This is a genomic window from Nesterenkonia sp. K-15-9-6 (genome assembly GCF_052656005.1).
The window spans coordinates 49,292-62,266 of sequence record NZ_JBQYEY010000010.1 but is presented as its reverse complement, the minus strand read 5'-3'; the positions used below and the strand labels follow the sequence as shown (position 1 = coordinate 62,266).

Annotated in this window: 10 protein-coding genes and 3 tRNA genes; all 13 read left to right on the top strand. The window is 68.3% G+C overall.

Going from position 1 to position 12,975, the window contains the following annotated elements:
• Positions 1–124 precede the first annotated feature (124 nt).
• The 13 genes from SD455_RS08115 (at position 125) to SD455_RS08055 (ending at position 12,898) form a co-directional block, all read left to right on the top strand.
• Complete coding sequence (locus SD455_RS08115; protein WP_311023978.1) at positions 125–2,002, top strand: acetolactate synthase large subunit; 1,878 nt, start codon at positions 125–127, stop codon at positions 2,000–2,002.
• A gap of 2 nt (positions 2,003–2,004) precedes the next feature.
• Positions 2,005–2,538: an acetolactate synthase small subunit gene (gene ilvN, locus SD455_RS08110; RefSeq protein ID WP_085437541.1), complete on the top strand. Its 534-nt coding sequence runs from the start codon at positions 2,005–2,007 to the stop codon at positions 2,536–2,538.
• Positions 2,539–2,596: 58 nt separating this feature from the next.
• The gene (gene ilvC / locus SD455_RS08105) at positions 2,597–3,622 is read left to right on the top strand and encodes a ketol-acid reductoisomerase (RefSeq protein WP_070159520.1); all 1,026 of its coding nucleotides are present in this window, start codon (positions 2,597–2,599) and stop codon (positions 3,620–3,622) included.
• 95 nt (positions 3,623–3,717) lie between these two features.
• Positions 3,718–5,319 carry a phosphoglycerate dehydrogenase gene (serA, locus tag SD455_RS08100; protein ID WP_344685375.1) on the top strand — a complete coding sequence of 534 codons (1,602 nt, stop codon included), beginning with the start codon at positions 3,718–3,720 and terminating at the stop codon, positions 5,317–5,319.
• Positions 5,320–5,364: 45 nt separating this feature from the next.
• Positions 5,365–6,972, top strand: a complete 1,608-nt coding sequence (gene metG, locus SD455_RS08095) for a methionine--tRNA ligase (RefSeq protein WP_445507779.1) — start codon at positions 5,365–5,367, stop codon at positions 6,970–6,972.
• A gap of 108 nt (positions 6,973–7,080) precedes the next feature.
• On the top strand, positions 7,081–8,193 hold the full coding sequence (locus SD455_RS08090) for a 3-isopropylmalate dehydrogenase (protein WP_445507778.1): 1,113 nt from the start codon (positions 7,081–7,083) through the stop codon (positions 8,191–8,193).
• A 69-nt stretch (positions 8,194–8,262) separates the two neighbouring features.
• Positions 8,263–9,336, top strand: a complete 1,074-nt coding sequence (locus SD455_RS08085) for a branched-chain amino acid aminotransferase (protein ID WP_311023983.1) — start codon at positions 8,263–8,265, stop codon at positions 9,334–9,336.
• A 70-nt stretch (positions 9,337–9,406) separates the two neighbouring features.
• Positions 9,407–10,180 carry a fumarylacetoacetate hydrolase family protein gene (locus SD455_RS08080; RefSeq protein ID WP_311023984.1) on the top strand — a complete coding sequence of 258 codons (774 nt, stop codon included), beginning with the start codon at positions 9,407–9,409 and terminating at the stop codon, positions 10,178–10,180.
• A gap of 27 nt (positions 10,181–10,207) precedes the next feature.
• Positions 10,208–11,716: a glutamate--tRNA ligase gene (gltX, locus tag SD455_RS08075; protein ID WP_070159526.1), complete on the top strand. Its 1,509-nt coding sequence runs from the start codon at positions 10,208–10,210 to the stop codon at positions 11,714–11,716.
• The gene (locus tag SD455_RS08070) at positions 11,713–12,444 is read left to right on the top strand and encodes an HAD family hydrolase (RefSeq protein ID WP_311023985.1); all 732 of its coding nucleotides are present in this window, start codon (positions 11,713–11,715) and stop codon (positions 12,442–12,444) included. The genes gltX and SD455_RS08070 overlap by 4 nt, the downstream gene beginning before the upstream one ends.
• Before the next feature lie 71 nt (positions 12,445–12,515).
• Positions 12,516–12,587 (top strand) — tRNA-Gln (locus SD455_RS08065).
• Positions 12,588–12,666: 79 nt separating this feature from the next.
• Positions 12,667–12,739: transfer RNA gene (locus SD455_RS08060), tRNA-Glu, on the top strand.
• A gap of 83 nt (positions 12,740–12,822) precedes the next feature.
• Positions 12,823–12,898 (top strand) — tRNA-Glu (locus SD455_RS08055).
• The last annotated feature ends 77 nt before the right edge of the window (positions 12,899–12,975 follow it).

Below are 12,975 nucleotides of genomic sequence, written 5' to 3'. Positions count from 1 at the left end.
TCCTGAGATGACGCGCACGCTCACCCCGGTAGAGAGCCCCAGCAGGGTCGCTTCTCTGTCGGGGTTCCTTCTTTCCGGGTTCCCGCATCACCCGCCCATGGGACAGGACAACAGGAAGTCAACGATGAGCAGAACACCTGCGACGAGCCCCGCGGCGATGGCCGCGAAGAAGCCTCGCCCGAGTCATACGACCTCGGCCGACCGCCGTCTCTACGGCCCCGGCCGTCCGGTGGAGCCTGTGGAGGTCACCGGCTCCGAGTCGATCATCCGCAGCCTCGAGTCGCTCGGCGTGACCGATGTGTTCGGGATCCCGGGCGGTGCGATCCTGCCGACCTATGACCCGCTCATGGACTCCTCCACGGTGAACCACATCCTGGTCCGCCACGAACAGGGTGCCGGTCACGCGGCCCAGGGGTACGCCATGGTGACCGGAGAGGTCGGAGTCTGCTTCGCGACGTCCGGGCCCGGCGCCACCAACCTGGTCACACCGCTGGCGGACGCTCACATGGACTCGGTCCCGATGGTGGCCATCACCGGGCAGGTCAACGCCCAGGTGATCGGCACCGACGCCTTCCAGGAGGCCGACATCGTCGGCATCTCCACCCCGATCACCAAACACTCCTTCCTCGTCACCGATGCGGACACGATCCCTCAGGTCATGGCGGAGGCCTTCCACCTGGCCTCCTCGGGCCGACCCGGGCCCGTCCTGGTGGACATCACCAAGTCCGCGCAGACCGCGAAGACCACCTTCTCCTGGCCCCCGAAGATCGAGCTCAACGGCTACCGGCCGGTGACCCGCGGGCACGCCAAGCAGGTCCGTGAGGCCGCCAAGCTCATCCGTGAGGCCCGCCGGCCGGTGTTCTATCTGGGAGGCGGCGTCATCAAGGCCGACGCCTCCGAGGAGTTCCGGCAGCTGGCTGAATCCGTCGGTGCCCCGGTGGTCAACACCCTGATGGCCCGCGGGGCGTTCCCTGACTCTCACGAGCTCAACGTCGGGATGCCCGGGATGCACGGCACCGTGGCCGCCGTCGCGGCCCTGCAGCGCTCGGACCTGCTCATCACCCTCGGCGCCCGCTTCGACGACCGCGTCACCGGTCAGCTGGCCACCTTCGCCCCCGACGCGAAGGTCATCCACGCGGACGTCGACCCCGCGGAGATCTCCAAGAACCGCCTGGCGGACGTGCCGATCGTCGGCTCGCTGAAGGAGATCATCCCCGAGCTCGACGCCGCCGTCGCTGACCTCTTCGAGAAGGAAGGGGCCCCGGACCTGGACGGCTGGTGGCGCCAGCTGCGCCGTTTCCAGGAGACCTACCCGCTGGGCTGGACCGAGCCGGAGGACGGCGCGATCGCACCGCAGAAGGTCATCGAACGCATCGGCAAGGCCGCCGGTTCCGAAGCCGTCTATGTGGCCGGCGTCGGGCAGCACCAGATGTGGGCCTCCCAGTTCATCGACTACGAGCGTCCCCGGCAGTGGCTGAACTCCGGAGGGCTGGGCACCATGGGCTACTCGGTGCCGGCAGCCATGGGTGCCCAGGTCGGCAACCCGGACCGAGTCGTCTGGGCCATCGACGGCGACGGCTGCTTCCAGATGACCAACCAGGAGCTGGCCACCTGCGCGATCAACAACATCCCCATCAAGGTGGCCGTGATCAACAACTCCTCGCTCGGCATGGTGCGCCAGTGGCAGACGCTGTTCTATGAATCCCGCTACTCGAACACCGACCTGAACACCGCCTTGAACCCCTCTGGCGAGGAGGTCGTCCGGATCCCGGACTTCCTGAAGCTGGCCGAGGCCTACGGCTGTGTGGGTCTGCGCTGTGAGCGCGAGGAGGACATCGACGACGTCATCGCGCAGGCCATGGAGGTCACCGACCGTCCGGTGGTCGTCGACTTCGTGGTGAGCCGTGACTCGATGGTGTGGCCCATGGTGCCTGCCGGAGTCTCGAACAGCGACATCCAGGTCGCGCGCAACATGACGCCGGACTGGGACGAGGAGGAGTGACCATGACCAGCCCTCAGCCGAACCCCGGCACGCAGCGCCGCACCCTGTCCGTGCTCGTCGAGGACGTGCCCGGTGTTCTGACCCGCGTCTCGGGCCTCTTCGCTCGTCGCGCGTTCAACATCGACTCCCTGGCCGTCGGCCCTTCCGAGATCGCCGGGCTCTCCCGGATCACGGTCGTCGTCGACGCCGATGCGGAGCTTCTCGAGCAGATCACCAAGCAGCTCAACAAGCTCATCAACGTCATCAAGATCATCGAGCTGGCGCCGGAGAACTCGGTGCAGCGCGACCACCTGCTGATCAAGGTCAAGGCCGACTCGCCGACCCGACTCCAGGTGACCCAGGCGGTGGACCTCTTCCGCGCCAAGATCGTGGACGTCTCCGTGGACTCGCTCACCATCGAGGCCACCGGCGCCCCTGACAAGCTCAACGCCCTCCTGGAGGTGCTCGAGCCCTATGGGGTGCGCGAGATCGTGCGCTCCGGCACCCTGGCCATCAGCCGCGGGTCGAAGTCCATGACCGACCGGGCGCTCCGCTGAGCGACCGGCTCCCATACGACATCCGAACAACTCACCCATCATCCAAGGAGATCTCGACGTGACTGACCTCTACTACGACGACGACGCAGACCTGGCGGTCCTCAGCGACAAGAAGGTGGCCGTGATCGGCTACGGATCCCAGGGGCACGCCCACTCGCTCTCCCTGCGGGACTCCGGCGTGGACGTGCGGGTCGGTCTGAAGGACGGCTCGAAGTCCAAGGCCAAGGCCGAGGAGCAGGGGCTGACCGTCAAGCCGGTGGCCGAGGCCGCCGCCGAGGCTGACATCATCATGATCCTGGTCCCGGACCAGCACCAGGCCGACGTGTACGCCTCAGAGATCGCTCCGCATCTGTCCGCGGGCAACGTGCTGCTGTTCTCGCACGGTTTCAACATCCGCTATGGCTTCATTACGCCGCCGGAGGACGTCGACGTCGCGATGGTCGCCCCCAAGGGCCCGGGCCACGTGGTGCGCCGCGAGTACGAGGCCGGCCGCGGAGTGCCGGCGCTGATCGCCGTGGAGCAGAACCCCTCGGGTCGGGCCAAGGACATCGCGCTGGCCTACGCGAAGGGCATCGGCGGCACGCGTGCCGGCGTCATCGAGACCACCTTCACCGAGGAGACCGAGACCGACCTCTTCGGCGAGCAGGCAGTGCTCTGCGGCGGCGCCTCGCAGCTGGTGCAGTACGGCTTCGAGACCCTCACTGAGGCCGGCTACAAGCCTGAGATCGCCTACTTCGAGGTGCTCCACGAGCTCAAGCTGATCGTGGACCTCATGGTCGAGGGCGGCCTGACCAAGCAGCGCTGGTCCATCTCCGACACTGCCGAGTTCGGTGACTACGTCTCCGGCCCCCGGGTCATCTCCCCGGAGGTCAAGGAGAACATGAAGGCCGTGCTGGCCGACATCCAGGACGGGACCTTCGCGAAGCGCTTCATGGACGACCAGCGCAACGGCGCCTCCGAGTTCGCGGAGCTGCGTAGGAAGAACGAGTCGCACCCGATCGAGTCCACCGGGCGCGAGCTGCGCAAGCTGTTCTCCTGGATCACCCAGGAGGACGACTACACCGAGGGCACCGCGGCCCGCTGAGCGGCTAGAGTGTGTGGGGTCGGGTCGCCGTGCGACCCGGCCCCACATGTCTGACCGCAGAACCCCCGACCATCAGCACCGAGAAGAAGGACACTGTGAGCAGCAACCGCCCCGTCGTCGTACTTGCCGAGGAACTCTCTCCTGCCACCGTCGAGGCCCTCGGGCCCGACTTCGAGATCCGTCAGTCCGACGGCACCGATCGTCAGCGGCTCTTCGCCGACGTCGCCGACGCTGAGGCGATCATGGTGCGCTCCGCCACCACGGTGGATGCCGAGGTGTTCAGCCACGCCCCTCGGCTCAAGGTCGTCGCCCGCGCGGGCGTCGGTCTGGACAACGTGGACATCAAGGCCGCCACGGCCGCCGGCGTCATGGTGGTCAACGCCCCGACGTCGAACATCGTCTCCGCCGCGGAGCTGACCTGTGCCCACATCCTGGGGCTGGCCCGGCACATCGCCCCCGCCACCCAGGCGCTGAAGGGCGGGGAGTGGAAGCGTTCGAAGTACTCCGGCGTGGAGCTGCAGGACAAGGTCCTCGGCGTCATCGGGCTCGGCCGCATCGGCGGGCTGGTGGCCGAGCGGATGAAGGCCTTCGGCATGGAGCTCATCGCCTACGACCCCTACGTCACCTCGGCCCGGGCCCACCAGATCGGGGCCCAGCTGGTGAGCCTCGACGACCTGTTCGCCAAGGCGGACGTCATCACCATCCACATGCCCAAGACCCCTGAGACTCTGGGCATGCTCAACCGCGAAGCCTTCGAGAAGATGAAGGACACCGCCTTCGTCGTCAACGTGGCCCGCGGCGGTCTCGTCGACGAGGCGGACCTGGATGCCGCTCTGGCGGAAGGCCTCATCGGCGGCGCGGCCATCGACGTCTTCTCCTCCGAGCCGTCCACGGACCTGCCGTTCTTCGGTCGGGAGAACGTCGTCGTCACCCCTCACCTGGGAGCCTCGACGTCGGAGGCCCAGGAGAAGGCCGGGGTCTCCGTGGCGCGTTCGGTGCGTCTGGCCCTGGCGGGCGAACTGGTGCCCGACGCCGTGAACGTGGCCGGCGGCGCGATCGACGAGCTGGTCCGCCCGGGCATCCCGCTGGTCGAGAAGCTCGGCCGGGTCCTCAACGCGCTCGCCTCCGACGCCTTCACCGACATCGAGACGGAGGCCGCCGGGGAGCTGGCGGAGCACAACGTCGACGCCCTGCAGCTGGCCGCGCTGAAGGGGCTGTTCACTGACGTCGTCTCCGAGCAGGTCTCCTACGTCAACGCGCCCGTTCTCGCCGAGCAGCGCGGCATCGCCACCCGGCTGACGACCACGCCCGACGTCGAGGACTACCGCAACGCCCTCACCGTGCGCGGGGCCACTGCCTCCGGGGTCAACCTGGAGGTCCGCGGCACGCTGACGGGTCCCAAGCAGATCGAGAAGATCGTCGGCGTCAACGGCTACGACCTTGAGATCCCGTTGACCGACCACCTGGTGATCTTCGAGTACGCTGACCGCCCCGGAGTGGTCGGAGCACTCGGCCGCATCCTCGGCGAGGCGGAGGTCAACATCGCCGGAATGCAGGTCTCGCAGGACACCCGGGAGGAGCGGGCCCTGGCCGTGCTGGCCGTCGACGCGGCCCTGCCCGCCGGAGTCCTGGACACCATCGCCCAAGAGGTCGGGGCGGCCCTGGCCGCCGAGGTCGACCTCGAGGACCGCACCTGAGCCTGGACCGCGTCTGACCGGAGAGGAACTGAGGGACCACCTGAGATGTCTCAGCCTGCCTACTACCTGACCACGGCGATCACCTACCCCAACGGTGAGCCGCACATCGGCCATGCCTACGAGTACATCTCGGCGGACGTGATGGCCCGATTCAAACGGCTCGACGGCTACGACGTCCGCTTCCTGACAGGGACCGACGAGCACGGCCAGAAGGTCCAGCAGACCGCGGACCGTGAAGGGATCACCCCGTACGAGCTCGCCACGCGCAACGCTCAGGCCATCAAGAAGGTCGACGACGAGGTCCTCGGCATCTCCTATGACCGGTTCATCAGGACGACCGACGAGGACCACTACGCCGCCTCGCAGGCCATCTGGCGCCGCATGGTCGACGCCGGAGACATCTACCTGGACCGGTACGCCGGCTGGTACTCGGTGCGGGACGAGCGGTTCTTCGCCGAGGACGAGACCGAGGTCCGGGAGGACGGTGGACGCTACGCCGTCGAGACCGGCACTCCGGTGACCTGGACGGAGGAGGAGAGCTACTTCTTCCGGCTCTCCGCGTACCAGGAGAGGCTGCTGGAGCTCTATCGCTCCCACCCCGAGTTCGCCGCTCCGGCGAGCCGCTTCAACGAGGTCATCCGGTTCGTGGAGGGCGGTCTGGAGGACCTGTCGATCTCACGGACCACCTTCGATTGGGGCGTGCCGGTGCCGAAGGACCTCACCGCGGGGGACACGGAGCTGGACCACGTGATGTACGTGTGGGTGGACGCGCTGACCAACTACCTGACCGGTGCGGGCTTCCCGGACACCGACTCCGAGCAGTTCCGTCGTCGCTGGCCCGCCGACCTGCACATCATCGGCAAGGACATCTCCCGGTTCCACTGCATCTTCTGGCCGGCGTTCCTGATGAGTGCGGGGCTGGAGCTGCCACGTCGGGTGATGATCCACGGATTCCTGCACAACGCGGGCGAGAAGATGTCCAAGTCGGTGGGCAACGTGGTCGCGCCCGCCGACTGGACGGAGACCTATGGGCTCGACGCGGTGCGCTTCTTCCTGCTGCGCGAGTTCCCGTACGGGCAGGACGGCTCCTACACGCATGAGGCCGTCGTCGGGCGCAAGAACTCCGACCTGGCGAACAACCTGGGCAACCTGGCGCAGCGCTCCCTGTCGATGATCGTCAAGAACTGCGACGGCGCACTGCCGAGCCCGGGAGAGCTGACCGCCGAGGACCAGGCGATCCTCGACCAGGCCGCGAGCCTGCTGGAGATCAGCCGGACCGCTTATGAGAAGCAGGACTTCCACAGGGCGTTGGAGCGGACCTGGTACGTGCTGGGGGAGGCCAACGCCTACTTCGCCGAGCAGGCGCCGTGGCAGCTGAAGAAGACCGATGTGGCGCGCATGGGCACCGTCCTGTGGGTGACAGCGGAGGTCCTCCGCCGAGTGGCCCTGCTGATCCAGCCCGTCATGCCGGAATCCGCCACCCGACTCCTCGACGCTCTGGGCGTGGACGCCGGAGGGGACGCCGGGGCCACCAACGCCTCCAACACCGGCCCCCGCAGCTTCTCGGCCTTCGGCGAGGAGCTGATCGGCGGATCACCGATCGACAGGCCCCAGCCGATCTTCCCCCGCCACGAGGAGCCCGCCGCCGTCTGACCCGTCCCCGCGGTCCGGGAGCGGCTCGCCCGGGCCGCGGTCTCAGATGCTGAGAGTCCCGACCTCCGCTCTCGCCGAGGCCCGCGGCGAGCACCTAGCCTGAGTGGCATGGCTGACATCGTTGCAGAGACTGCCGCCGGCGCGTCCGTGGACCCGTCCGGCACCACGTTCGACTTCGCCGTCATCCCCGGCGACGGGATCGGCCCTGAGGTGATCGCCGAGGCACGCCGGATCCTCCAGGCCGTGCTGAACTCCGCCTCCGTCGAGGCCACCTGGACCGAGTACTCGTTGGGCGCGTCCCACTGGAAAGACACCGGGGAGACCCTCTCGGAGGAGACCCTCGAGCGGCTGCGCGGTCACGACGCGATCCTCTTCGGGGCCGTGGGGGCCGACCCGCAGGACACCCGCGTCCCCTCGGGACTCATCGAGCGTGAGCTCCTGCTGAAGCTCCGGTTCAGCCTGGACCATAGCATCAACCTGCGTCCCGCCCGCACCTATCCGGGCACCGCGACGCCGCTGGCCGGGGACCCCGAGATCGACTTCCTCGTGGTCCGGGAGGGCACCGAGGGGCCCTATGTGGGCAACGGGGGCACCATCCGTCGGGGCACCGCCCATGAGCTGGCCACCGAAGTTTCGCTGAACACCGCACACGGGGTGCGCCGTGTCGTCGCGGACGCCTTCGCCCGGGCCGAGCGGCGCCGCGGCCGACTCACCCTGGTGCACAAGCACAACGTGCTCACCCATGCCGGGGACCTGTGGCGCCGCACCGTCGAGGCGGCGGCCGCCGAGCACCCGGCCGTCAGCTGGGACTACATGCATGTCGACGCCGCGACGATCCACATGGTGCAGGATCCGGGCCGCTTCGACGTGATCGTCACGGACAACCTCTTCGGAGACATCCTCACCGACCTGGCCGCCGCTGTGACCGGAGGGATCGGCCTGGCAGCATCAGGGTCCATCAACGCCGAGGGGACCGCTCCGTCGATGTTCGAGCCCGTCCACGGATCTGCACCCGACATCGCGGGGCAGCAGATCGCCGATCCCACGGCCGCTGTGCTCTCCGGGACGCTGATGCTGCAGCACCTCGGTCTGACCGAAGCTGCGAGCCGTCTGGAGCAGGCCGTCCACGCCCAGCTGGCCGCCTGGGCGGAGGAGCCGGAGGGCTCCCGAGGGCTGAGCACCGCTCAGCGCGGAGAGGCCATCCTCAGCCGCCTCGGCTGAGGCGCTTCTCAGCGGCTCGGTCGGCGGTAGAGTGGACCGCATTCACAGAACGAGCGAAAGGCTGCTCCCATGAAGTTCGACGTCACGTCACACCCCGAGCCGACGCCGGAGGCCCGTCGCCAGCAGATCCTGGCCGACCCGGGCTTCGGCACGAACTTCACCGACCACACCGCGGTGATCGACTGGACCCAGGACGCCGGCTGGCACTCCGCCCGCATCGAGGCCTACGGCCCCATCACCCTAGATCCCGCCGCCGCCGTGCTGCACTACGCGGAGGAGATCTTCGAGGGGATGAAGGCCTACCGGCACGCAGACGGCGGCATCTACACCTTCCGCCCCTATGCCAACGCCCGGCGCATGAACCGCTCGGCCCGTCGGATGGCGATGCCGCAGCTCGACGAGGAGCTGTTCGTCCAGTCCCTGGAGGAGCTGCTGGCCCTGGACGCCGGTTGGGTTCCCTCCGGAGAGGGCGAGGCCCTGTACCTGCGTCCGTTCATGTTCGCCACGGAGGCTTTCCTCGGCGTGCGGCCCGCCCGGGAGTTCACCTACCGGGTGATCGCCTCCCCGGCGGGAAACTACTTCGGCGGCGAGCTCAAGCCCGTGCGCATCTGGGTCTCCCGCGACTTCGCCCGGGCGGCTCCCGGCGGCACCGGCGACGCCAAGACCGGCGGCAACTACGCCGCCTCTCTGGCCGCCCAGGCGCAGGCTTCGGAGCAGGGCTGCGACCAGGTGCTGTTCCTGGACCCGCTGCATGACAACGCCATCGAGGAGCTGGGCGGCATGAACGTCTTCCTCGTCACCTCCGATGGACGCCTGATCACTCCCGAGCTCACCGGCACCATCCTCGAAGGCATCACGCGGGACTCCGTCATCCAGCTCGCCAAGGATCGCGGCATGACGGTCGAGGAGCGGCGTGTGACCCTGGACGAGTGGGACCGAGGGGTCCAGGACGGCACCATCACGGAGGTCTTCGCCTGCGGGACCGCCGCGGTCATCACCCCGATCGGGGAGCTGCGCGACGGTGACCGCACCATCGCCTCCACCGGCACCGGAGACGTCACCCAGGCCATCCGAGACGAGCTGCTGGGCATCCAGACCGGCGTCGTGGAGGATCGCCACGGTTGGATGCACCGGCTCGCCTGAGAGCCCTGCCACACAGGATCCTGCCCGGGGCCTCCGCGAGGACGGGCGCCGGGGCGATAGGGTGGGATGCATGCGCATCGCACGTTTCGTCACCGACGCTGAGCCCGCCTTCGGAGTCGTCGCCGGAGAGCCCGGGCAGGAGACCATCACCGAACTCATCGGGGATCCTTTCTACCAGGGCATCCAGCAGACCCAGAACACCCATGACCTGCAGGATGTGCGGCTGGTCGCGCCGATCATCCCTCGCAGCAAGGCCATCGGGGTGGGCCGCAACTACGCGGACCACGCCAAGGAGATGGGCAATGAGCTGCCGGTCTCTCCGCTGCTGTTCCTGATCCCCAACACCGCGGTGTCCGGGCCGAACGAGCCCGTGACGCTGCCCTCCTTCTCCGAGGAGGTCAGCTACGAGGTCGAGCTGGCCGTGGTGATCGGCCGGATCTGCAAGGACGTGCCCGTCGAACGCGTCGACGACGTGATCTTCGGCTACACCGTCGGCAACGACGTCACCGCGCGCGACGCCCAGCGCAGCGACGGCCAGTGGGCCCGGGCCAAGGGATTCGACGGCTCGATGCCGCTGGGGCCCTGGATCGAGACCGAACTGGATCCCGAGGGCCTGCGCATCACCGGTCGCCTCAACGGGGAGACGGTCCAGGACGGCACGACCTCGGACATGGTCTTCGGCGTCCCCGAGCTCGTCTCCCACATCTCGCAGGCCTTCACCCTGCTGCCCGGTGATGTGATCCTCACCGGCACCCCCGCCGGCGTCGGGCTGGTCTCCTCCGGGGACCGCTTCGACGCCGAGATCGAGGGGATCGGCACCCTCGTCACCCATTTCCGTCGTTAGACCATCCACAGGAGCCACCACACCGTTATGAGCATCCCCGTCGTCGACGCCTCCACCCCGGTCCGCGTGAGATTCTGCCCCTCGCCGACCGGCACGCCCCATGTGGGCCTCATCCGCACCGCGCTGTTCAACTGGGCCTATGCCCGGCACACCGGCGGCAAGCTGATCTTCCGCATCGAGGACACCGACGCCGCCCGGGACTCGGAGGAGTCCTACCAGCAGCTTCTGGAGGCGCTGCGCTGGCTGGGCCTGGACTGGGACGAAGGCGTCGAGGCCGGGGGAGACCATGGCCCCTACCGACAGTCCCAGCGGGGCGAGATCTACGCGGACGTCCTGAAGCGGCTCCAGGACGCCGGGCATGTCTACGAGTCCTTCTCCACTCCGGAGGAGGTCGAGGCTCGGCACCGGGCGGCCGGACGTGACCCGAAGCTGGGCTATGACAACGCCGACCGCGACCTGACTGATGAGCAGATCGCCGCCTACCGCGCCGAGGGACGTGAGCCGGTGCTGCGACTGCGGATGCCGGACGATGACCTCACCTTCACCGACCTGGTGCGCGGGGAGATCACGTTCTCCGCCGGCTCCACGCCGGACTTCGTGGTGGCTCGGGCCAACGGCAAGCCGCTCTACACCCTGGTGAATCCCGTGGACGACGCGCTGATGGAGATCACCCATGTCCTCCGGGGCGAGGACCTGCTGTCCTCCACGCCGCGTCAGATCGCGCTGTACCGCGCACTCCACGACGTCGGGGTGGCCCGGCACATGCCGCTGTTCGGGCACCTGCCCTATGTGATGGGGGAGGGGAACAAGAAGCTCTCCAAGCGGGACCCGGAGTCGAACCTGTTCCACCACCGGGACCGTGGCTTCATCCGTGAGGGGCTCCTGAACTACCTGGCGCTGCTGGGCTGGTCGCTGTCGGCGGATGAGGACATCTTCACCGTCGAGGAGCTGGTCGAGCACTTCGACGTCGCCGATGTGCTGGCCAACCCGGCGCGCTTCGACACGAAGAAGGCCGAGGCGATCAACGGCACCCACATCCGCCGCCTCGAGCCCGGCGACTTCCGGGACCGCCTGGTGCCCTACCTGCAGGCGCTCGGTCTGGTCGGTGACGAGCTGACGGCCCGGGAGGCACGGATCCTCGACGGCGCGGCCCCGCTGGTCCAGGAACGGATCGCGCTGCTGGGCGAGGGGGCGGACATGATGGCTTTCCTCTTCGTGGCGGACGCAGAGCTCGTCATCGAGCCGAAGGCCTTCAGCGGTTTGGGGGAGGACGTGCTCGGCACCGTCGACGCCGCCGTCGCCGCTCTCGACGCACTGAACGACGACGCCTGGACGACGGAGGCCATCGAGGAGGCGCTGCGCACCGCACTGGTCGACGGCCTCGGGCTGAAGCCGCGCAAGGCGTTCGGCGCCGTGCGCTCGGCGGTGTCCGGTCGGAAGGTCTCCCCACCGCTGTTCGAGTCGATGGAGCTGCTGGGTCGGGAGTCCTCGCTGGCGCGTCTGGCCCGCTTCCGCGCCGAGGTCGCCGCCCGATGAACGCCTGCGGGGTGCTCTTCGACGTCGACGACACGCTTGTGGACCTCGAGAGCGCGATGCGCGCGGCGTTCCGCGACCTGGCCTCGGCGCATCTTCTCCAGGAGGGGACGGTGTGGGAGGACGCGGCCTGGGAGGCTGCGCTGGGCACCTTCTGCGAGGACGCCGGGGGCCAGTACGCGCGCTATCTGGCGGGTGACCTGAGCTTCCTGGAGCAGCGGATCGCCCGCGTCCGGGACGCCTACCGGGCGGCGGGAGCGCCCGTGCCGGACCCGCAGAGCCTGCTGCGGTGGGAGGACGAGTACGAGCAGGTGGTCCGTCGCCGGTGGCGTCCGTTCGACGACGTGCCGCAGGCGCTGGACCGCCTGCGGCACGCGGGTGTGGCGGTCGGTGCGGTGACGAACAACGTGGCGGACTATCAGCGGGAGAAGCTGCGCATCGCCGGTCTGGAGAGCATCGAGGTCGTCGTGGGCACCGACACTGTCGGCGCGGTCAAGCCCGATGCGGCGATCTTCCATGAGGGGGCGCGACAGCTCGGGCTGGCTCCTGAGCAGTGTGCCTATGTGGGGGACAACCCCGTCGTCGACGGCGCGGGCGCGCGGGAAGCCGGACTGGTCTCCGTCCTGGTAGATCGGCGGGACCTCGTCGACGCTCCTGCCGGTGTGACGAAGGTCTCCACGCTCGAGGCCGCCGTCGATTTTGTGCTCGGGGCACCTGCTCGTGTAGAGTAGTTTCCCGTTGCGGGGCGCACGGAAACCTCGAAGGAGCGATCCTCAAGGGCCGAATGTCCGGCAGACGCCGATGGGCTATGGTGTAATCGGCAACACAGCGGTTTCTGGTACCGTCGTTCTAGGTTCGAGTCCTAGTAGCCCAGCTCGATCCGTTCTGCGGATCGAAAATCCAGTGGAGACACTGGTGCGGCCCTCGGAGACGAGGGCCGAACAATGACATAGGGCCCCATCGTATAGCGGCCTAGTACGCCGCCCTCTCACGGCGGTAACGCGGGTTCGAATCCCGCTGGGGTCACGGTTGGTGGTCTCTCATCCCTGCGGGGGTCGGAGACCATCTCTCCGTCAGCTGTCTGCGCAGGCGGCTGGAAAAGTGAATATGGCCCCATCGTATAGCGGCCTAGTACGCCGCCCTCTCACGGCGGTAACGCGGGTTCGAATCCCGCTGGGGTCACCATATTCGGAAATGCCTCGGATCTTCGGATCCGGGGCATTTCTCGTCGGTGGACATGGCAGAAGGCGGCGACCTCTTCC